We start from the raw sequence: 20,271 nt of genomic DNA, 5'->3' as shown, positions 1-20,271 counted from the left end.
GACGTACTTGATCAGCTATTGGACTGACCGGTTCTTAGCTCAGTTGGTGTAGAACCGGACCAACGTTTAACCGCACGACGAAAAGCGCGATCATCACTAAATCCCAACTGAAGGGCTATACACTTCATGGGCCGACTGGTCGTACGGAGCGCATGACTGGCATATGACATCCGGCATCGGTTGAGGATGTCGGAATAGCTGGTGCCTTCACCCCGTAAACGACGCCTCAAGGTTGCGGGACTTAAATTGACTAATTGAGTGACTGTTTCAAAGGTAATGTGAGACTTCTGGTTACGCAGAGAAGCTTGGATCAGGGTCTCGATCTGACTGGACAAACTACTGCCTTTCGGCCCGACCACAGAAAGATCCAATGGGAAATGGTCGATAACCTGCTTGAGTTGCTCACTATTCCTAGCCACCGGCAGGGTCAGGCACGATACTGGAAATACTATCCGGCTATGTCTCTGCTGATAAAACAGCGGTACGTCCGGCAGTCCGCCCAGCGGAGGAGAAAACGTGGGTTTGTCACAGCACAATCCAAGTTCTGAAACCGGCAGATCGACTGCTGTAATCCAGCTAAATAGCTGATAAAAAATACTCATGGAAGCCAGCAGTAGCAAGAGCGATGGTGTGTCCTTCATCGGACGGTCCAGCTCTATGCGCAACTCCGCAAATTCACTGCCCTGCACCAACTGAAGTGACAGCCCAATGGCCTTCACTAGCTCACAATAGACTATTGAGCGTTCAATCACACAAGCGAGGTTATCGCAGGTAATAACACAGTGCAGCAGCATGTCTGTGACATCTTTTGTCACTATCGCTTGGAGTGGCAGGGTGGTCGCCTCAGAGGAGAGAAGGCTGCAGATGTAATTAAAAAATCTACTGCATTCGCTGGGCGAGACCATATTGGGAGAAGCTTGGTTGTCCCACTTAATACCGGCTTGTTCAAGCAAGGTTGATCGGTCATATCCCCGGTTCTCCAGTTCTCGGAGCATAAAAGGTATGAGCCTTGCGGTCGAATACATGGTGGTGGAACCATCATCCATCGAGGGCCGCTCGCTGCGCAACGATAAGGCCTCTTTGATCTGAGGGTTTTCCATCCAAAAACTCCGGCCAATGATGATCTCCGGATTCTATGACTGTGTAAGAGGCCCAGGAAGGACCCTGGCGATCACCATCGGGACCTTCGTGTCCTTCACTATTGATCCTGGCCCAGATGTCCTTCGGTTTGAGCGGTGGCTTCTGGCCGACGAGCTTTCCCTTGTTCCAGGCTTCTCATTTGTTGACGGTTTCCATGATCGGAGTCCTATGTTCGGACTATGCTGGAATGGTTGCTGTTGAGGCAGGTGGCTTACGCGGAGTGTCGACCCTCTGCGGTATCCGAGGTACTACGGCCGGTTACCGAGTTGAGCAGCCATTCCTGACGACTGATCACCGACAAGTCCTCAGCCTTATATTGAGCTCCACATAAGGCCGAAACCCAGTCATCTGAAATCGGTTAAAAAAATGGCCTGCACAATTCAGTGCAGGCCATTTGATACCAAAATGATTCCGTTCTCACGAAATCCAGAATTTTGGGAAAGATCCAGACTTCAGTGAGATCCTACAGGTCTAGACATCGATGTTTTTGGCATAAAGCGCATTGCTCTCGATGAAATTTCGCCGGGGCTCAACGTTGTCGCCCATTAGAGTCGTAAAGATCTCATCGGCAGCGATGGCGTCGTCGATCTGCACCTTGAGCAGGCGGCGCACGGCGGGGTCCATGGTGGTTTCCCACAGCTGCTGGGGGTTCATCTCACCCAGGCCTTTGTAGCGCTGCTTGGAGAGGCCGCGCTCGACTTCGTTGAGCAGCCACTTCATGGCATCGGCGAAGCTGGCGACGTTGGCGCTCTTTTCGCCGCGCCGCATCTGGCCGCCGGGACCCATCAGGCCGACGATCATCTGGGCGGTGCGCTTGAGTTGCTGGTAGTCGCCGGAGAGCAGGAAGTCGGCGTCGATGTTGGAGACGCGCCGGTTGCCGTGGCGCATGCGCTCGATGCGCACTTGCCAGCGTTCGTTCTTCTCGTCGTAATGGGGCGCGATGACCAGATCGGCCACGTGGGCGGCAAGGCCTTCGGCGCTACGGCGAGCGGAGGGCTCGTCGTCCAGGCTGAGGGGCACGTCGTGGGCCAGGATGGCGTGGAGCACCTGGCTGTCGACAAAGTCGGTGAGGCGACGAACGATGGCTTCGGAGGTGAGGTAGCTGCGGGCCAGTTCGCCCAGGGCGTCGCCCTCGATGGCTGCGGCGCCTTCCCGGGGGATCAGCACTGCGCCGTCCAGAGCCAGCTTGAGCACGTGTTGGGAGAGGGCGGCGTCGTCCTTGATGTAGAGCTCGGTCTTGCCGTGCTTGATTTTGTACAGCGGCGGTTGGGCGATGTAGATATAGCCCCGCTCCACCAGCTCGGGCATCTGGCGATAGAAGAAGGTGAGCAGCAGGGTGCGGATGTGGGCACCGTCCACGTCGGCATCGGTCATGATGATGATGCGGTGGTAGCGCAGCTTCTCCGGTTTGTACTCCTCCTTGCCGATGCCGCAACCGAGGGCGGTGATCAGGATGGCGATTTCCTGGCTGGAGAGCAGCTTGTCGAAGCGGGCCTTCTCGACGTTGAGGATCTTGCCCTTCAGGGGCAGGATCGCCTGGAACTTGCGGTCGCGGCCCTGCTTGGCGGAGCCGCCGGCGGAGTCGCCCTCCACTAGGTAGAGTTCGCACAGGGAAGGGTCCTTCTCCTGGCAGTCGGCCAGCTTGCCGGGCAGGCCCATGCCGTCCAGTACGCCCTTGCGCCGGGTCATTTCGCGTGCCTTGCGTGCGGCTTCGCGGGCGCGCGAGGCTTCGACGATCTTGCCGCAGATGGTCTTGGCATCGAGCGGCCGCTCCTGCAGGTAGTCGGCCAGTTTCTGGGCCACCACTTCCTCCACGGCCGGGCGGGCTTCGGAGGAGACCAGCTTCATCTTGGTCTGCGAGGCGAACTTGGGGTCGGGCATTTTCACCGAGAGCACGCAGGCCAGACCTTCGCGCATGTCGTCGCCGGTGATCTCGACCTTGGCCTTCTTGGCGATCTCGTGTTCTTCGATGTACTTGTTGATCACCCGCGTCATCGCGGCGCGCAGGCCGGTGAGGTGGGTACCGCCGTCGGACTGGGGAATGTTGTTGGTGAAGCAGAGCACCTGTTCCTGGTAGCTGTCGTTCCACTGCATCGCCACTTCGACGCTGATGGTGACACCGCCCAGCACCGCGTCGCCGGACGAGCAGAAGACGTTGGGGTGCAGCACCGTCTTGGCGCGGTTGATGTAGTCGACGAAGCCCTTGACGCCACCGGAGAAGGCGAAGTCCTCCTCCTTGCCGTTGCGCTGGTCCACCAGCTTGATCTTGACGCCGTTGTTGAGGAAGGAAAGCTCGCGCAGGCGCTTGGCGAGAATCTCGTAGTGGAATTCGACGGTGCCGAAGATTTCCTCGTCGGCGAGGAAATGCACTTCGGTGCCGTGGTTCTGGGTTTCGCCGGCGATTTTCATCGGGCTGATTTCGATGCCGTCGACCTTTTCGATCACCCGGTCCACGGCGTGCCCGCGATTGAATTCGAGGAAGTGCTTCTTGCCGTCGCGGCGGATGGTCAGGCGCAGCCACTTGGACAGGGCGTTGACGCAGGAGACGCCGACGCCGTGCAGGCCGCCGGAGACCTTGTAGGAGTTCTGGTTGAACTTGCCGCCGGCGTGCAGCACGCACATCACGATCTCGGCCGCGGAACGCTTGGGCTCGTGCTTGTCGTCCATCTTGACGCCCACCGGGATGCCGCGGCCGTTGTCGGTGACGGAGATGGAGTTGTCGGCGTGGATGGTGACGACGATGTCGTCGCAATAGCCCGCCAGAGCCTCGTCGATCGCGTTGTCCACCACCTCGAACACCATGTGGTGCAGGCCGGTACCGTCGGAAGTGTCGCCGATGTACATGCCCGGGCGCTTGCGTACGGCCTCCAGACCCTCCAGCTGCTGGATGGAGGATTCGTCGTAACCGCCGTGGGCGGCGGGATTCTGCTCGGTCATAGGTACTTCCGGAAAGAGGGGGCGTTGAAAATCAGGATTCGAGTCGAAGGATGGTCCGTTTCTCCATCAGATGCGCATCGGCATCACGACGTACTTGAAGCGCTCGTTGTCGGGCAGCACGAACAGGGCGCTGGAATTGGCATCGGCCAGACGGCATTCGATGGCGTCCACACTCAAGTTGTTGAGCACGTCCAGCAGGTAGGTGACGTTGAAGCCGACATCCAGCGCGTCGCCGGCGTAGTCGATCTCGATCTCTTCCTGGGCGTCTTCCTGCTCGGCGTTGTTGGAGATGATCTTCAGGCTGCCGTTGCCGAGAACCAGGCGCACGCCGCGGAATTTCTCGTTGGTGAGGATCGCGGCCCGCTGCAGCGATTGCAGCAGAAGTTCGCGGGACAGGCGGATGGACTTGTCGTGGCCCTGGGGAATCACCCGCTCGTAGTCGGGGAACTTGCCGTCGATCAGCTTGGAGACGAACTCGATGTCGCCGAAACGGAACTGCACCTGGGTGGGAGCAATGACGATTTCCAGCGGATCGTCGTTGTCGGCCAGTTGGCGGGAGAGTTCGAGCACGGTTTTCCTGGGCAGGATGACTTCCATGCGCGGGTGCTCTTCCGGCAGGGTTTCGCTGGCGTAGGCCAGGCGATGGCCATCGGTGGCCACCACCCGCATTTCATTGCCATTCACCACCAGCAGGAGGCCGTTCAGGTAGTAGCGGATGTCCTGCTGGGCCATGGCGTATTGGACCAGGGCGAGGAGGCGCTTGAACTGCTTCTGGGACAGGCTGAGCTTGGTCTGTTCGCCCTCGGCGGGCGCCATGCGCGGGAAGTCCTCGGCGGGCAGGGTCTGCAGATTGAAGCGACTCTTGCCGGCCTTGAGCTGGAGCCGCCGATCCTCGAAATTGAGGCTGACCTCGGCCGACTCGGGCAGGGAGCGCAGAATGTCCTGCAGCTTGCGGGCCGCCACCGTCAGCGCAACGCTTTCCGGGCCCACGGCCTGGGTGCCGGTACGGATCTGGATCTCGATGTCCGTCGCAAGCAGGGTCAGGCGTTCGCCGTTCTTTTCCATCAGAACGTTGGAAAGAATGGGCAGGGTGTGTCGTTTTTCCACGATGCCGCACACTGATTGCAAGGGAGACAATATTTGATCTCGTGGTCCTTTAAACAAAAGCATTTATAAGTCTCCTGTTAACTAATAAGAGCTCGGCCGGTTCTGTGGAAAATGGAACTTTATTTTTTTGATTCAACGAATTGAGTTCTTGGTAAAGCTCTTGGCAAGTCGTCGGTTCAGCTGTGGGCAAAAGTGTGTAAAACGCGGGATTGTCGGAATTGGGTGAGTTATCCACAATTCATCAAAAGGAAATCCCGTCGTTTTTCCATACGTTATTCACCCCTTGATGGTCTGCAACAGCACATGCAGATCGTTGTTGAGCTGAGTATCCCGCGTACGTAAATCGATAATGGTACGGCAAGCGTGCAGCACTGTGGTGTGGTCGCGGCCGCCGAAGGCGTCGCCGATTTCCGGCAGGCTGTGGGCGGTCAGTTCGCGGCACAGCCACATCGCCACCTGGCGCGGCCGGGCGATGGCGCGGGTGCGCTTCTGGGAATACATTTCGGCGACCTTGATCTTGTAGAAATCGGCCACGGTCTTCTGGATCAGTTCCAGGGTCAGTTGGCGGTTGGTGGCGCCGATCACGTCCTTCAGGGCTTCCTTGGCCACGTCGATGGTAATGGCCTTGCCATGGAAGCGGGCGAAAGCCACCACGCGGTTCAGTGCTCCTTCCAGTTCCCGGACGTTGGAGCGCAGATTCTTGGCGATCAGGAAGGCGACGTCGTCGCAGACGTCGATGTGCGAAGCCTCGGCCTTTTTCTTGATGATGGCCACCCGCATTTCCAGTTCGGGCGGTTCGATCTGCACGGTCAGGCCCCAGTCGAAGCGGGAAATCAGGCGGTCTTCCAGGCCCTGGATGTCTTTCGGGTAGGTATCGCAGGTGATGACGATCTGCTTCTTGGCTTCCACCAGCGCGTTGAAGGCATAGAAGAACTGTTCCTGGGTGCTGTTCTTGCCATTGAAGAACTGGATGTCATCGATCAGCAGCAGGTCCAGGGTACGGTAGTAGCGCTTGAAGGCGTCGAACGACTTGTTCTGGTAGGCACGCACCACGTCGGAGACGAAATCCTCGGCGTGAAGGTAGCGCACCACGGCGCCAGGGTTGGCGGCGATCACGGCGTTGCCGATGGCGTGGATCAGGTGGGTCTTGCCCAGGCCGACGCCGCCATAGACGAACAAGGGGTTGTAGGAAACGCCGGGATTGATCGCCACCTGCTGGGCGGCGGCGCGGGCCAGATCGTTGGCCCGCCCGGTGACCAGGTTGTCGAAAGTGAAATCGGGATTGAGCCGGGTCTTGTCGTAGGCCGGATCGGACAGGTGGACGAGGGTGGCGCCGCCGGAGACTGGGGTGACGGGGATTGCGGCCGCCGGTTCGGCGACGACTTTTTTGCCTTGGGTCGAGGCTGCGCCATCGGCGCGCAACACTTCGCTGACGGGGGGGGTGTTGCTGTAGATGTTGAGGCTGACATTGACCTCTTCGCCGAAGAATTCCTTGCCGAGGGCTTCGATCTGATCCAGATAGCGGTCGCGCACCCACTGCAACACGAAGCGGTTCGGCGCGTACAGGCGCAGCTTCCCTGTCGAGGCGCCTTCATCCTCAATGCGGAGTGCCTTGATCCAGGTGTTGAATTGCTGAGCGGAAAGCTCATGTTCAAACCGGCTCAGACAAGTCGCCCAGAAATCGCTCATAAATCCAGATAGGTCGGAGTCCCCTGTGTTCCGGGGGAATCGTTGTTTTCGAATCGTTGATGGCCCCGAGAGAAGCACCGCGGGGGGCGGCTTGGAGAAGAAGCATTGTAGCCACTAAACGGCAGGTTATCCACAGCCGGGATCGCATCCCGAATCATCGCGCGGAATAACCCCTGACTTGACAGAAAAGACCGGAAAATATCTAATCACGCGTTTAACTTCTGCCGAAGGTAGTCTCCAATGAAACGCACATACCAACCGTCCGTCGTGCGCCGCAAGCGTACCCATGGTTTCCTCGTTCGCATGCGCACCCGCGGTGGTCGTGCGGTGATTCGTGCTCGCCGCGCCAAAGGCCGTCATCGTCTGAGCGTCTAAGGAGTCTGTCGGGTGGCGGGAGAATATCGCTTCCGCCCCGAGCACAGGTTGCGTCAGGCCGGAGAGTTCGGGGCGGTGTTTGCCTACCGTCGCGTATTGCGGGGCGTCCGGTTTGATTTGCACTATCGTCCCAACCTGCTGGATTCGCCGCGGTTGGGATTGGTGGTACCCAAACGGAATGCTCGCCGCGCCGTGCAGCGCAATGCCATCAAGCGGGTGGTGCGCGAGCTTTTCCGATCCCAGCGTTCCCGTTTGCCCGCTTACGATTTGATTTTCCGGTTGGCTCGGCCAAGCCAGACGCCCGACGACCGGGTGCTCTGGAAGGACGAGATTGAAGCTCTCCTGGGGCGGCTCCCCAGGAATGGTTCGACATGAGAACCCTGTCGGCTATTTTGACGACCTCCCTGGTAGCGCTGGTTCGTGCCTATCAGTGGGGCTTGAGTCCGTTTCTCGGGCAGAATTGCCGATTTCACCCCAGTTGCTCCGAATACGCCGTGGAAGCCTTGCGCCGGCACGGGCCGGTCAAAGGACTCGGCCTGGCTTTGCGGAGGGTAGGGTGCTGTCATCCCTGGCATCCCGGGGGGACTGACCCTGTTCCGTAGACTTATCAAGCTATTGAGAAATATTGAGCGCAATGGATAACCGACGCCTGATCCTTCTGCTGATTTTCAGCTTTTCCATTCTGATGCTTTGGGATGCTTGGCAAAAGCACACCATGCCCAAACCGCAGGCGGGCAGTACGGTGGCCGCCAACTCCGCTGCCGCAGTCCCGGTGCCGTCGGCGTCCAAGCCGACACCCGGTGTCGTGCCGCAGGGGGCGACAGCGGCGGCGAGCGCCAATGTGGCCAAGGTGACGGTGCGCACCGATCTGTTCGTCGCCGAGATTTCCGCCCAAGGCGGTGACTTGACCCATCTGGAATTGAGCAAGCACCTGGCGACCGATGATCCCACCCGGCATTTCGTGTTGTTCGATTCGGACGGTCAGCATACCTATCTGGGGCAGGGCGGTTTGATCGGCGAGGGCCTGCCCAACCACAAGAGCCTGTGGCAATTGAAGCCCGGACCGGTGGAACTGGCGCCCGGCCAGGATACTTTGCAGGTCAGTCTGGAAGCGCCGGCGAGCGAGGGGACGGTGGTCAAGACCTACACTTTCCATCGCGGCAGCTATCTGATCGACGTGGCCTACCAGATCAGCGGCGATGCCCGCGCCGACCACGCCTATTTCCAGACCGTGCGCGACGACAAGCCGGCGGAGGCGAGCAGCAAGGCCATGGGGGTCAGCACCTTCACCGGTCCGGCGATCTACACGGAAGAAGGAAAGTTCCAGAAGGCCAGTTTCGAGGATATTGCCAAGGGCAAGAACAAGCATGTGGCCAAGGCCAACGACGGTTGGATCGCGATGGTCCAGCACTATTTCGTTTCGGCCTGGCTGCCGGAAGGAAATGGCGAGCGCGAGTTCTATACCCGCAAGCTGGAGGGTTCCCTCTACGCCGCCGGCGTGATCGTCCCGGTCAGCGGCGGCAAGGCCGAGGTCAAGCTGTATGCCGGCCCCCAGGAGCAGGACAAGTTGAAGCGGATCGCACCGGGCCTGGAACTGGTGGTCGACTACGGCTGGCTGACGGTGATCGCCTCGCCGATCTTCTGGCTGTTGGGCATGCTGCACAAGGTGATCGGCAACTGGGGCTGGTCCATCATCGCCCTGACGGTGCTGATCAAGCTGGCCTTCTTCCCGCTTTCCGCCGCCAGCTACAAGTCCATGGCCAAGATGAAGGTGGTGACGCCCAAGCTGATGCGCCTGAAGGAGCTGTATGGCGACGACCGGGCGCGCCTCAATCAGGAAATGATGGAGCTGTACAAGAAGGAAAAGATCAATCCCCTGGGGGGCTGCCTGCCGATCCTGATCCAGATCCCGGTTTTCATCGCCCTTTACTGGGTGCTGCTGGGGGTGGTCGAGATGCGCAACGCCCCGTGGCTGGGTTGGATCGTGGATTTGTCGACGAAGGACCCGTACTACGTGCTGCCCTTGATCATGGGCGCCACGATGCTGATCCAGACCAAGCTCAATCCGACGCCGCCCGATCCGATGCAGGCCAAGGTGATGATGATCATGCCCATCGTGTTCACCGGCATGTTCCTGTTCTTCCCCTCCGGCCTGGTGCTCTACTGGATCGTCAATAACGTGCTGTCCATCGCCCAGCAGTGGCAGATCACCCGGATGATCGCGGGCAGTGAAAAGAAGGACGGCTAGCGACGTCATCGCCGCCATCGCCACCGCACCGGGGCGGGGCGGCATCGGGGTGGTCCGGGTCAGCGGCCCGGATCTGCTCTCCTTCGCCGAAGTTCTTTGCGGCCGCAGGCCAGCCGCGCGCCAGGCGACGTTGGCCAATTTCCATGACGCGCAGGGCGCGCTCATCGACCAGGGCATCCTGCTGTTCTTTCCGGCGCCGCATTCCTTCACCGGCGAGGACGTGCTGGAGCTCCAGGGTCACGGCGGCCCGCTGGTGATGCAGTTGCTGTTGGGTCGTTGTCTGGAGCTCGGCGCCCGGCTGGCGGAGCCGGGGGAGTTCTCGCGGCGCGCCTTTCTCAACGAGAAACTCGATCTGGCCCAGGCCGAAGCGGTCGCCGATCTGATCGAGGCCAGCACCGCCGCCGCCGCCCGTTCCGCGATGCGGTCGCTGAGCGGAGAGTTTTCCCGGGCGATTCATGCCTTGGTGGAGCGCCTGATCGAGTTGCGCCTGCTGGTCGAGGCGACCCTGGATTTTCCCGACGAGGAAATCGACGTCATCCGAGATACCGATGCGGCACAGCGCCTGGAAGCGTTGCGCGAACAGCTTGCGGCGCTGCGCGCGCGCGCCCATCAAGGCAGCCTGTTGCGCACCGGATTGCATGTGGTTCTCGCCGGCCTGCCCAATGCCGGCAAGTCCTCGCTGCTCAACCGGCTGACCGGCGAGGAGCGGGCCATCGTCACCGAAGTCGCGGGAACCACGCGCGACGCTCTGCGCGAGACGATCCAGATCGAAGGTATCCCTTTGCATGTGATCGATACCGCCGGCCTGCGTGAAACCGACGATCCGGTGGAACGGATCGGCATCGAGCGCAGCTGGCAGGAGATCGAGCGCGCCGACGCGGTGCTGTTGCTGGTCGATGCGCGCGCCGGGGTGACGCCCGCCGATCAGCACGTGGCCCAGCGCTTGCCGTCCGGCAGGCGTCGTTTGGTGGTGCATAACAAGTGCGATCTGGCGCAGTCGACACCGGCGCGTTGGGAAGAGGGGGACAGCGTTCATCTGCGGCTGTCGGCCAAGACCGGTGCCGGCATCGAATTGCTGCACGACGAATTGCTGCGTATGGCGGGCTGGCAGGGACACGGCGAGGATGTCATCCTGGCGCGCGAACGGCATCTGGAAGCATTGGTCGACGCGCAGGCGCATCTGGATGCGGCGGCCGCCCAACTGCAGCAGATCGAGTTCTGCGCGGAAGAACTGCGCCTCGCTCAATCCGCGCTGTCCCGCATCACCGGCGAGTTCACCGCCGATGATCTGTTGGGAGCCATCTTTTCAAGGTTTTGCATCGGTAAATAGTTTCACGTGAAACAGGAGGGTGCTGGTTTCACGTGAAACACGATTTTGCTGATGGGAGGCGTATGATTGCGCCTCTTTTTTGCGGTCCCTCAAATGCTGTATCCCACCCGTTTCGATGTGATTGTGGTCGGCGGCGGCCATGCCGGTACCGAGGCCGCTTTGGCCGCGGCGCGCGCCGGCGCCAGTACCTTGCTGTTGACGCACAACATTGAGACGCTCGGCCAGATGTCCTGCAATCCGTCGATTGGCGGCATCGGCAAGGGCCACTTGGTCAAGGAGGTGGATGCCCTGGGGGGCGCCATGGCGGCGGCGACCGACGAGGCCGGCATTCAGTTCCGCATCCTCAATGCCTCCAAGGGGCCGGCGGTGCGTGCCACCCGCGCCCAGGCCGACCGCCAGTTGTACAAGCAGGCGATCCGCTCCCGTCTGGAGAATCAGTCCAATCTGACCCTGTTCCAGCAGGCGGTGGATGACCTGACCCTGAACGGCGACCAGGTGAGCGGAGTGGTGACCCAGATCGGCATCCGTTTCGAGGCGAGGGCGGTGGTACTCACCGCCGGCACATTCTTGAATGGCTTGGTGCATGTCGGGCTGGAAAACTTCCGCGCCGGGCGCTTCGGCGATCCGCCGTCACTCTCCCTGGCCCAGCGCCTGCGGGAATTGAAGCTGCCGGTGGGCCGGCTCAAAACCGGCACGCCGCCGCGCCTCGATGGCCGCACCATCGATTATTCGGTGATGGAGCGTCAGCCCGGCGACGACCCGGTGCCGGTGTTTTCCTTCCTCGGTTCCGCTGTCCAGCATCCGCGCCAGGTGCCGTGCTGGATTACCCACACCAATCCACGCACCCACGAGATCATTCGCGCCGGCCTCGACCGCTCGCCGATGTTCACCGGCGTGATCGAGGGCGTGGGGCCGCGCTACTGCCCATCGATCGAGGACAAGATCCACCGCTTTGCCGGCAAGGACAGCCATCAGGTATTCATGGAGCCGGAGGGCCTGAATACCCACGAGATCTATCCCCAGGGCGTATCCACCAGCCTGCCCTTCGATGTGCAGCTGGCATTGGTGCGTTCCATCCGCGGCCTGGAAAACGTCCACATCCTGCGCCCGGGTTACGCCATCGAGTACGACTACTTCGATCCCCGCAACCTGAAGGCCTCGCTGGAGACCAAGTCCATCGCCGGCCTGTTCTTCGCCGGCCAGATCAACGGCACCACCGGCTACGAGGAGGCCGCCGCCCAGGGTCTGCTGGCCGGCGTGAATGCCGTCCGCTATTGCCGGGAGTCGCCGGCGTGGTGTCCGCGCCGCGATCAGGCCTACCTCGGCGTGCTGGCCGACGATCTGATCACCCGTGGCGTCTCCGAGCCGTACCGGATGTTCACCAGTCGCGCCGAATACCGGCTGTCGCTGCGGGAGGACAACGCTGATCTGCGCCTGACCGAGATCGGCCGCGAACTGGGTCTGGTGGATGACGTTCGTTGGGATGCCTTCAACCGCAAGCGCGACGCCATCGGCCGCGAGGTGGAGCGGCTCAAGTCGGTCTGGGTCAATCCGCGCCTGCTGCCCGAGAGCGAGGCGCGGCGGGTGCTGGGCAAGCCCATGGAACGCGAATACCGCCTGTTCGACCTGCTGCGCCGGCCCGAGGTGTCCTATGCCAGTCTGTTGACCCTGCCTGGTGCCGGAACGCCCTTGTCCGACGCCCAGGTGGTGGAGCAGGTCACCATCCAGGCCAAATACCAGGGCTATATCGATCGTCAGCAGGGTGAGGTGGAAAAGGCCCAGGCCAACGAAACCCTGGCACTGCCGGCCGACCTCGACTATCGGGAGGTGAAGGGCCTCTCCATCGAGGTGCAGCAGAAGCTCAATCAGCATCGGCCGCAAACCCTGGGACAGGCGTCGCGCATCCAGGGGGTGACCCCGGCGGCCATCTCCCTGCTGTTGGTTCACCTCAAGCGGTACTCGCTGCGGGAGGGACAGGCGTGAGTCTGGCTGCGATGCTGCACCAGGGGGTGGGCGCCTTGGGGCTGGAGTTGCCCGCCGACGCCGAGGCACGCCTGCTGACCTATCTGGCGTTGCTGAAAAAGTGGAATCGGGCCTACAACCTGACGGCGGTCAGGGACGAAGCCGCGATGGTGAGCCAGCATCTGCTCGATTCGCTGACCCTCGTGCCTCATCTGGCGGGTATCGCGAGCCTGGCCGACATCGGCAGCGGCGCCGGGTTGCCAGGCATTCCCCTGGCGATCGCCCGGCCCGCGCTGGCGATCACCTCGATCGAAACGGTACAGAAAAAGGCCGCCTTCCAGCAGCAGGCCCGGATCGAATTGAAGCTGGAAAATTTCACGGTCCATTGCGGCCGGGTGGAGGACTTTGCGGGACAATTCGATGCAGTGACGTCCCGCGCCTTTGCCGAACTGGCGGATTTCGTGCGTCTGGCCGGCCACCTGGCCGTGCCCGGGGGCCGCCTGCTGGCGATGAAAGGCGTGTTCCCGGCCGAGGAAATCGCCCGTCTGCCTGCCACCTGGCGGGTGGCGGCAAGCCATCCGCTGCGGGTGCCGGGGCTGGAGGCCCGAAGACATTTAATCGTACTGGAGAGAAGCTGACGATGCATATCTTCGCCATCGCCAACCAGAAGGGCGGGGTGGGCAAGACCACCACCAGTGTCAACCTGGCCGCGGCCCTGGCCCAGCAGGGGCAACGCACCCTGCTGGTGGATCTGGACCCGCAGGGCAATGCCACCATGGGCAGCGGGGTGGACAAGCGCAGCCTGGACTGCTCGGTCTATCAAGTGCTGCTGGGCCTGGCCGGGTTGGGCGACGCGCGTCAGCCGTCGCCTTCCGCCAAGTATGAGGCCCGCTTCGACGTGCTTCCCGCCAATCGGGACCTGGCCGGCGCCGAAGTGGAAATGGTGAGCCTGGAGCAGCGCGAAATGCGGCTGAAGCAGGCGCTCCACGCGCACCGCGACGATTACGACTTCGTCCTCATCGACTGCCCGCCCTCTTTGTCGATGCTGACCTTGAACGGCCTTTGTGCGGCGCATGGCGTGATCATTCCGATGCAGTGCGAGTATTACGCGCTGGAGGGCCTGTCCGATCTGGTGAATACCATCAAGAAGGTCCATGCCAATCTGAACCGGGATCTGAAGATCATCGGCCTGCTGCGGGTGATGTTCGACAACCGCAGCACGCTGTCCAAGCAGGTCTCCGACCAACTCGAGCAGCACTTCGGCGACAAGGTGTTCAAGACCCTGGTGCCGCGCAATGTGCGCCTGGCCGAGGCGCCCAGCTACGGCATGCCCGGCGTGGTGTTCGACAGGACCGCCAAAGGCGCCCAGGCTTACCTGGCCTTTGCCGAGGAAATGGTGGAACGCGTCAAATCTTGGAAGGAAGCTGGATGAATCCCCCGAAACTCAAAGGCCTCGGCCGCGGGCTGGATGCCTTGCTGGCCGCCAACAACAGCCCCGAAGGTAGCCGTCAGGACACGCTGCCGGTGGTTAGCCTGCAGCCGGGCAAGTACCAGCCGCGCACGCGCATGGACCCGGGTTCCCTGGAGGAACTGGCGGCCTCGATCAAGTCCCAGGGCCTGATCCAGCCGATCTCGGTGCGGCCCGTCGGCCTGGTCGGCGGCCAGGAGCGCTACGAGATCATCGCCGGCGAACGGCGCTGGCGCGCTTCGCAGATCGCCGGTATGGCCGAAGTGCCGGTGCTGATCCGGGATATTCCGGATGACGCGGCACTGGCCATGTCGCTGATCGAGAACATCCAGCGCGAGGACCTCAACCCGCTGGAAGAGGCGGCCGGCCTGCAACGCCTGATCGACGAGTTCGGCATGACCCATCAGCAGGCGGCCGATGCCGTCGGCCGTTCCCGTCCCGCGGCGACCAATCTTTTGCGTCTGCTGCACCTGGCCAAGCCGGCGCAGGACATGCTGATGGCGGGCGACATCGAGATGGGCCATGCCCGGGCGTTGCTGCCCCTGCCCAAGTCGGAGCAGGGTCGGGTCGCCTCCCTGGTGGTGGACAAGGGGTTCTCGGTGCGAGAAACCGAGCGCATCGTGAATCGGGAGTTGCATCCGGTGGAAAAAAAGCCGGCCGACCGCGGCGCCGACCGGGATCTGCTGCGCCTGGAAGAGGAGCTTTCCGACGGGCTGGGGGCGATGGTCAAGATCGCCGCCAACCGCAAGGGCGCCGGCAGCGTCACCATCCGTTTCGCCAGCCTGGATCAATTGGACGGAATTCTGTCGCGTCTGCGTTGAATCATTTCCATCAATCCTTGAAAAAGTGGTTCGAACCGGGGTTTTCAGGTCGATGCAGGTATTTGTCGAATGCCGTTGGCGGCATTCCAATTTGACTTTGGGTGCTGTAACCCGTATATTGCCGGGCTTTTAGCGTGGCAGGGCCTGCGCAAGGGGGGAAGGGGCGTGCATAAAGTCCTGTTCCTGCAATTGGGCGCTGTGGCACTGGTGACGGCAATAGCCGGTATGTGGGTCGGCGCGGTGGGAGCGGCGTCGGCCGCGGTCGGCGGCGGCGCCTACGTGTTGCCCAATCTGGTCTTTGTCCTGCGTCTGAAAATCGCGACCGCCAGCGGTCGCGCAAGCGCGGCGACCTTCTTTGCGGGTGAGTTTTTCAAGGTTGCCGCGACGATCGGAATTCTTGCCTTGGCGCAACGATATTTCGACGTGCATTGGCTGTCATTGCTCGTCGGGCTGTTCGCGGCGTTGAAGGCGAACTTATTTGCATTTTTGCTGAAGACTTGAATATGGCGACCGGTCACGAAGAAGCTGCCGCCCAGGCACCCAATGCGGGCGATTACATCGTCCACCACCTTACCCACCTCAATTCCACGGGCCACAAGCAGGCCAGCATCATCGACTTCTCGGTGATCAACGTCGATACCCTGTTCTACTCGGTAACCCTCGGCCTGATCACCGTGTTCGTGCTCTGGCTGGCGGCGCGCAAGGCCACTTCCGGCGTGCCTGGCCGTTTCCAGGCCGCGGTGGAGTTCCTGGTGGAAATGGTCGCCGATCAGGCCAAGGGCATCATCCATTCCGAGGAGTCGCGCAAATACGTGGCGCCCCTGGCGCTCACCGTGTTCGTCTGGGTGTTCCTGATGAACGCGATGGACTTCCTGCCACTCGACATGCTGCCCAACCTCTGGCAGGCCATCACCGGCGACCATCACGCCTACATGCGCGTGGTGCCCACCGCCGACCTCAACGCCACGCTCGGCATGTCCATCGGCGTGTTGCTGCTCTGCATCTACTACAACGTCAAGATCAAGGGTGTCGGCGGCTGGGTGCATGAGCTGTTCACCGCCCCCTTCGGCAGCCACCCGGTGCTGTATCCGATCAATTTCGCGATGCAGCTGATCGAGTTCGCCGCCAAGACCATTTCCCACGGCATGCGGTTGTTCGGCAACATGTATGCCGGCGAACTGGTCTTCATGCTGATCGCGCTGATGGGCGCCGCCTGGTCCGCCAACGGCACCGGCGTGGCGCTCTGGGTCGGCCACATACTGGCCGGCTCCATCTGGGCCATCTTCCACATTCTGATTGTCGTGCTGCAAGCCTTCATCTTCATGATGCTGACGCTGGTCTATATCGGCCAGGCTCACGAAGGTCATTGATTCGTTTTCGCAGTTCCCTTTTTTCACTTTGATTTTCAACTAAAGGAGTTGTCATGGAACACGTTCTGGGTTTTGTTGCTCTGGCCGCCGGTCTGATCATTGGTCTGGGTGCCATCGGCGCCTGTATCGGCATCGGCATCATGGGCTCCAAGTATCTCGAGGCTTCCGCCCGTCAGCCCGAGCTGATGAACGCCCTGCAAACCAAGATGTTCCTGCTGGCCGGTCTGATCGACGCCGCCTTCCTGATCGGCGTCGGTATCGCGATGATGTTCGCCTTCGCCAACCCGTTCATCCTCAAGTAATCGCCCACCCTTAGAACACGCTTTTAAGGAGCGAATACCGTGAATCTGAACGCAACGCTGTTTGCCCAGCTGGTTGTGTTCTTCGTGCTGGCCTGGGTCACGATGAAGTTCGTCTGGCCCCCCATCATGAAGGCGCTCGACGAGCGGGCACAGAAGATCGCCGACGGGCTCGCGGCTGCGGACAAGGCAAAAGCCGATCTGGTCCACGCGGAGAAAAAGGCCACCGACGAATTGCGCAAGGCGCGCGAATCCGCCGCCGACCTGCGCGTTGGTGCCGAAAAGCAATCCGCCCAGCTTCTGGACGAAGCCCGGGTCGAAGCCGCGCGCATTGTCGCTGCCGCCCGCGAAGCCGCCGAAACCGAAGCCGCCGCCGCTTCCCAGCGGGCCCGCGAAGCCCTGCGCGAGCACGTGGCCCAGTTGGCCGTGGCCGGCGCCGAGAAGATCCTCCGCAAGGAGATCAACGCCCAGGCCCACGCCGACCTGCTGGCTCAACTCAAGTCGGAGCTTTGATCCGCCATGGCCGAGAACGTCACCCTGGCGCGTCCCTACGCTGAAGCCGCTTTCCAGCTGGCCAAGGGCGCCGGCAACGGCGCCGTCCTGTCTGCCTGGTCCCAGTCCCTGGGACGCATGGCGGCGGTGGCCGCCACGGCCGAGATGGGCGAGTGCGTCGCCAATCCCCGCCTGACGCCCGATCAGCTGGCCAAGCTGTTTGCCGACGTGGTCGGCGAGGGACTTTCGGCCGAGCAGCGGAACTTCGTCCATGTCCTGGTGGATAACGAGCGTCTGTCCGTATTGCCGGAAATCGCCCAGCTCTTCGAAGAACTGAAGAACAGCCACGAAGGCAGCAAGGATGCCGACGTGGAATCGGCTTTCCCGATGGATGACGCTGCCGTGCAATCCCTCGTGGCCGACCTGGAGCGCAAGTTCAACTGCAAAATCAAGGCGACCGTCCGCGTCGTGCCGGAACTGATCGGCGGTGTACGCATCGCCATCGGCGACGAAGTCATCGACGCCTCCGTCCGCGGCAAGCTTGCTGCCATGGCCACCGCGCTAAAGAATTAGGAGCAATTCCATGAACCTCAATCCCTCTGAAATCAGCGACCTGATCAAGAGCCGGATCCAGAACATGCAGTTGGCCGCCACCGCCCGCAACGAGGGCACCGTGGTTTCGGTCACTGACGGCATTTGCCGCGTTCACGGTCTGGCCGATGTGATGCAGGGCGAAATGCTGGAGTTTCCCGGCAACACCTTCGGGCTGGCACTGAACCTGGAGCGCGACTCCGTCGGCGCCGTGGTCCTGGGTGAATACGAGCACATCTCCGAAGGCGACACCGTCAAGTGCACCGGCCGCATCCTGGAAGTCCCCGTCGGTCCGGAATTGCTCGGCCGCGTGGTGAATGCCCTGGGCGAGCCGATCGACGGCAAGGGTCCGCTGAACCACAAGATCACCGACAAGGTGGAAAAAGTGGCGCCGGGCGTGATCTGGCGCCAGTCCGTGTCCCAGCCCGTGCAGTCCGGTCTCAAGGCCATCGACGCCATGGTGCCGGTCGGCCGCGGCCAGCGCGAGCTGATCATCGGCGACCGCCAGACCGGCAAGACCGCCGTGGCGGTGGACACCATCATCAACCAGAAGGGTCAGGGCGTATTCTGCGTCTATGTCGCCATCGGCCAGAAGGCTTCCACCGTCGCCAACGTGGTGCGCAAGCTGGAAGAGCACGGCGCCATGGAATACACCGTGGTGGTGGCGGCTACCGCCTCCGAATCCGCCGCGATGCAGTACATCGCGCCGTACGCCGGCTGCACCATGGGCGAGTACTTCCGCGACCGCGGCCAGGATGCGCTGATCGTCTATGACGATCTGACCAAGCAGGCCTGGGCCTATCGCCAGATCTCCCTGTTGCTGCGCCGCCCGCCCGGCCGCGAAGCCTATCCCGGCGACGTGTTCTACATCCACTCCCGCCTGCTGGAGCGCGCTGCCCGCGTCTCCGCCGAGTACGTGGAAAAGGTCACCAATGGCGAAATCAAGGGCCAGACCGGTTCCTTGACCGCGCTGCCCGTGATCGAGACCCAGGCCGGCGACGTGTCCGCCTTCGTGCCGACCAACGTGATTTCGATTACCGACGGCCAGATCTTCCTCGAGACCGACCTGTTCAACGCCGGCATCCGTCCTGCCATGAACGCCGGTATCTCGGTGTCCCGCGTCGGCGGCGCCGCCCAGACCAAGGTCATCAAGAAGCTCGGCGGCGGCGTGCGCCTGGCGCTGGCCCAGTACCGCGAACTGGCGGCCTTCGCCCAGTTCGCCTCCGACCTGGACGAAGCCACCCGCAAGCAGCTGGAGCGCGGCCGGCGCGTGACCGAACTGATGAAGCAGCCCCAGTACGCCCCCCTCTCGGTGGCCGAAATGGCGATCTCCCTGTACGCCTCCAACGAAGGCTACATGGACGATGTGGATGTGGCCAAGATTCTGCCCTTCGAATCCGCCCTGCATCAGTTCGTCAAGCAGAAGCATGCGGCTCTGGTGAACAAGATCGAGACTTCCAAGGATCTGGACAAGGACGCCGAGGCGCAGTTGAAGGCCGCGGTCGAAGAGTTCAAGAAGTCCTGGGCGTAATCCTTAAACCCTTTTAAGGAGAGCGATCATGGCAGTCGGAAAAGAGATCCGCACCAAGATCAAGAGCGTCCAGAACACCAAGAAGATCACCAAGGCCATGGAGATGGTGGCCGCGTCCAAGATGCGCAAGGCGCAGGAGCGGATGCGGGCCGCCCGTCCCTACAGCGAGAAGATTCGCCGCCTGGCGGCGAATCTCTCGCAGGCCAACGTGACCGACTACCGTCATTCCTTCCTGATCAGGAGGGAACCGGTGAAGCGCGTCGGCGTGATCCTGGTGACCACGGACAAGGGCTTGTGCGGCGGCCTGAACACCAACATCCTGCGCCTGCTGGTGGGCAATATGCGCCAGTGGGAACAGGACGGCGTGACTGATATCCGCGCCACCTGCATCGGCAACAAGGGCCTCGGCTTCATCCAGCGCATGGGTGGCAAGGTCGTGTCCCACGTCACCCAGCTGGGCGACACGCCCCATCTGGAAAAGCTGATCGGACCGATCAAGGTCATGATCGACGCCTTCCAGAACGACGAGCTGGACGCCGTGTATGTGGCTTATACCCGCTTCATCAACACCATGAAGCAAGAACCGGTGATCGAGCAGCTGCTGCCCCTGACGGGCGAGCGTCTTGGTACTCCCGACGGTTCCTGGGACTACCTCTACGAGCCGGACGCCCAGACCGTGATCGACGATCTGCTGGTGCGCTATGTGGAAGCCCTGATCTATCAGGCCGTGGCCGAGAACATGGCTTCCGAGCAAAGCGCCCGGATGGTGGCCATGAAGTCCGCCACCGACAACGCCGGCAACGTGATCAAGGAACTGCAACTGGTTTACAACAAGGCTCGGCAGGCGGCGATCACCAAGGAGATTTCCGAGATCGTCGGCGGCGCGGCGGCTATTGCGGGCTGATCAGCGG

The 20,271-nt window shown here is 61.7% G+C and carries 20 protein-coding genes; 16 read left to right on the top strand and 4 right to left on the bottom strand.

Annotated elements, in window-relative coordinates; translation table 11 throughout:
* Nucleotides 1–11: 11 nt before the first annotated feature.
* From B9N43_RS12310 to dnaA, 4 genes are all read right to left on the bottom strand, one after another.
* On the bottom strand, nt 12–1,100 hold the full coding sequence (locus B9N43_RS12310) for an AraC family transcriptional regulator (RefSeq protein ID WP_145770399.1): 1,089 nt from the start codon (nt 1,098–1,100) through the stop codon (nt 12–14).
* A gap of 511 nt (nt 1,101–1,611) precedes the next feature.
* A complete protein-coding gene (gene gyrB / locus B9N43_RS12300; RefSeq protein ID WP_145842477.1) occupies nt 1,612–4,077 on the bottom strand; it encodes a DNA topoisomerase (ATP-hydrolyzing) subunit B in 2,466 nt (821 codons plus the stop codon).
* Nucleotides 4,078–4,143: 66 nt separating this feature from the next.
* Nucleotides 4,144–5,247 carry a DNA polymerase III subunit beta gene (dnaN, locus tag B9N43_RS12295; RefSeq protein WP_145842476.1) on the bottom strand — a complete coding sequence of 368 codons (1,104 nt, stop codon included), beginning with the start codon at nt 5,245–5,247 and terminating at the stop codon, nt 4,144–4,146.
* 213 nt (nt 5,248–5,460) lie between these two features.
* Nucleotides 5,461–6,873, bottom strand: a complete 1,413-nt coding sequence (dnaA, locus tag B9N43_RS12290) for a chromosomal replication initiator protein DnaA (protein ID WP_145842475.1) — start codon at nt 6,871–6,873, stop codon at nt 5,461–5,463.
* 240 nt (nt 6,874–7,113) lie between these two features.
* On the opposite strand from dnaA, the gene rpmH reads away from it, so the two are divergent.
* From rpmH to atpG, 16 genes are all read left to right on the top strand, one after another.
* Nucleotides 7,114–7,248: a 50S ribosomal protein L34 gene (rpmH, locus tag B9N43_RS12285; protein WP_145842474.1), complete on the top strand. Its 135-nt coding sequence runs from the start codon at nt 7,114–7,116 to the stop codon at nt 7,246–7,248.
* A gap of 12 nt (nt 7,249–7,260) precedes the next feature.
* A complete protein-coding gene (rnpA, locus tag B9N43_RS12280; RefSeq protein WP_145842473.1) occupies nt 7,261–7,623 on the top strand; it encodes a ribonuclease P protein component in 363 nt (120 codons plus the stop codon).
* Nucleotides 7,620–7,850, top strand: coding sequence for a membrane protein insertion efficiency factor YidD (gene yidD, locus B9N43_RS12275; RefSeq protein ID WP_145842472.1), 231 nt, complete (start codon nt 7,620–7,622; stop codon nt 7,848–7,850). The genes rnpA and yidD overlap by 4 nt, the downstream gene beginning before the upstream one ends.
* Before the next feature lie 32 nt (nt 7,851–7,882).
* The gene (gene yidC, locus B9N43_RS12270) at nt 7,883–9,496 is read left to right on the top strand and encodes a membrane protein insertase YidC (RefSeq protein WP_145842471.1); all 1,614 of its coding nucleotides are present in this window, start codon (nt 7,883–7,885) and stop codon (nt 9,494–9,496) included.
* A complete protein-coding gene (gene mnmE / locus B9N43_RS12265; protein WP_145842470.1) occupies nt 9,477–10,826 on the top strand; it encodes a tRNA uridine-5-carboxymethylaminomethyl(34) synthesis GTPase MnmE in 1,350 nt (449 codons plus the stop codon). The genes yidC and mnmE overlap by 20 nt, the downstream gene beginning before the upstream one ends.
* 93 nt (nt 10,827–10,919) lie before the next feature.
* The gene (mnmG, locus tag B9N43_RS12260; RefSeq protein WP_145842469.1) at nt 10,920–12,809 is read left to right on the top strand and encodes a tRNA uridine-5-carboxymethylaminomethyl(34) synthesis enzyme MnmG; all 1,890 of its coding nucleotides are present in this window, start codon (nt 10,920–10,922) and stop codon (nt 12,807–12,809) included.
* Nucleotides 12,806–13,426: a 16S rRNA (guanine(527)-N(7))-methyltransferase RsmG gene (gene rsmG / locus B9N43_RS12255; RefSeq protein ID WP_315904546.1), complete on the top strand. Its 621-nt coding sequence runs from the start codon at nt 12,806–12,808 to the stop codon at nt 13,424–13,426. Before mnmG ends, rsmG begins: the two co-directional genes overlap by 4 nt.
* Nucleotides 13,427–13,428: 2 nt before the next feature.
* Nucleotides 13,429–14,220: a ParA family protein gene (locus tag B9N43_RS12250; protein WP_145842468.1), complete on the top strand. Its 792-nt coding sequence runs from the start codon at nt 13,429–13,431 to the stop codon at nt 14,218–14,220.
* A complete protein-coding gene (locus B9N43_RS12245; RefSeq protein WP_145842467.1) occupies nt 14,217–15,077 on the top strand; it encodes a ParB/RepB/Spo0J family partition protein in 861 nt (286 codons plus the stop codon). Before B9N43_RS12250 ends, B9N43_RS12245 begins: the two co-directional genes overlap by 4 nt.
* Nucleotides 15,078–15,242: 165 nt before the next feature.
* The gene (locus B9N43_RS12240) at nt 15,243–15,578 is read left to right on the top strand and encodes an ATP synthase subunit I (RefSeq protein WP_145842466.1); all 336 of its coding nucleotides are present in this window, start codon (nt 15,243–15,245) and stop codon (nt 15,576–15,578) included.
* Between the two features lie 2 nt (nt 15,579–15,580).
* On the top strand, nt 15,581–16,447 hold the full coding sequence (gene atpB, locus B9N43_RS12235) for a F0F1 ATP synthase subunit A (protein WP_145842465.1): 867 nt from the start codon (nt 15,581–15,583) through the stop codon (nt 16,445–16,447).
* Between the two features lie 53 nt (nt 16,448–16,500).
* Nucleotides 16,501–16,749: a F0F1 ATP synthase subunit C gene (gene atpE, locus B9N43_RS12230; protein ID WP_145770385.1), complete on the top strand. Its 249-nt coding sequence runs from the start codon at nt 16,501–16,503 to the stop codon at nt 16,747–16,749.
* 39 nt (nt 16,750–16,788) lie between these two features.
* On the top strand, nt 16,789–17,259 hold the full coding sequence (locus B9N43_RS12225; protein ID WP_145842464.1) for a F0F1 ATP synthase subunit B: 471 nt from the start codon (nt 16,789–16,791) through the stop codon (nt 17,257–17,259).
* Between the two features lie 6 nt (nt 17,260–17,265).
* The gene (locus B9N43_RS12220) at nt 17,266–17,811 is read left to right on the top strand and encodes a F0F1 ATP synthase subunit delta (protein ID WP_145842463.1); all 546 of its coding nucleotides are present in this window, start codon (nt 17,266–17,268) and stop codon (nt 17,809–17,811) included.
* Nucleotides 17,812–17,821: 10 nt separating this feature from the next.
* Nucleotides 17,822–19,360: a F0F1 ATP synthase subunit alpha gene (gene atpA / locus B9N43_RS12215; protein WP_145842462.1), complete on the top strand. Its 1,539-nt coding sequence runs from the start codon at nt 17,822–17,824 to the stop codon at nt 19,358–19,360.
* A gap of 28 nt (nt 19,361–19,388) precedes the next feature.
* Nucleotides 19,389–20,264 carry a F0F1 ATP synthase subunit gamma gene (atpG, locus tag B9N43_RS12210; protein ID WP_145842461.1) on the top strand — a complete coding sequence of 292 codons (876 nt, stop codon included), beginning with the start codon at nt 19,389–19,391 and terminating at the stop codon, nt 20,262–20,264.
* The last annotated feature ends 7 nt before the right edge of the window (nt 20,265–20,271 follow it).

This window comes from Denitratisoma sp. DHT3, assembly GCF_007833355.1.
In the GTDB taxonomy this organism is placed as follows: domain Bacteria; phylum Pseudomonadota; class Gammaproteobacteria; order Burkholderiales; family Rhodocyclaceae; genus Denitratisoma.
This window is presented reverse-complemented; position numbering and strand designations above follow the sequence as displayed.

Coding starts and splice junctions, on each gene's coding strand:
- mnmG (WP_145842469.1), top strand. CDS start 10,920: ATGCTGTATCCCACCCGTTTCGATGTGATTGTGGTCGGCGGCGGCCAT.
- atpB (WP_145842465.1), top strand. CDS start 15,581: ATGGCGACCGGTCACGAAGAAGCTGCCGCCCAGGCACCCAATGCGGGC.
- atpE (WP_145770385.1), top strand. CDS start 16,501: ATGGAACACGTTCTGGGTTTTGTTGCTCTGGCCGCCGGTCTGATCATT.
- yidC (WP_145842471.1), top strand. CDS start 7,883: ATGGATAACCGACGCCTGATCCTTCTGCTGATTTTCAGCTTTTCCATT.
- B9N43_RS12250 (WP_145842468.1), top strand. CDS start 13,429: ATGCATATCTTCGCCATCGCCAACCAGAAGGGCGGGGTGGGCAAGACC.
- dnaN (WP_145842476.1), bottom strand. CDS start 5,247: ATGCTTTTGTTTAAAGGACCACGAGATCAAATATTGTCTCCCTTGCAA.
- atpA (WP_145842462.1), top strand. CDS start 17,822: ATGAACCTCAATCCCTCTGAAATCAGCGACCTGATCAAGAGCCGGATC.
- B9N43_RS12220 (WP_145842463.1), top strand. CDS start 17,266: ATGGCCGAGAACGTCACCCTGGCGCGTCCCTACGCTGAAGCCGCTTTC.
- B9N43_RS12245 (WP_145842467.1), top strand. CDS start 14,217: ATGAATCCCCCGAAACTCAAAGGCCTCGGCCGCGGGCTGGATGCCTTG.
- dnaA (WP_145842475.1), bottom strand. CDS start 6,873: ATGAGCGATTTCTGGGCGACTTGTCTGAGCCGGTTTGAACATGAGCTT.
- rpmH (WP_145842474.1), top strand. CDS start 7,114: ATGAAACGCACATACCAACCGTCCGTCGTGCGCCGCAAGCGTACCCAT.
- B9N43_RS12310 (WP_145770399.1), bottom strand. CDS start 1,100: ATGGAAAACCCTCAGATCAAAGAGGCCTTATCGTTGCGCAGCGAGCGG.
- yidD (WP_145842472.1), top strand. CDS start 7,620: ATGAGAACCCTGTCGGCTATTTTGACGACCTCCCTGGTAGCGCTGGTT.
- gyrB (WP_145842477.1), bottom strand. CDS start 4,077: ATGACCGAGCAGAATCCCGCCGCCCACGGCGGTTACGACGAATCCTCC.
- atpG (WP_145842461.1), top strand. CDS start 19,389: ATGGCAGTCGGAAAAGAGATCCGCACCAAGATCAAGAGCGTCCAGAAC.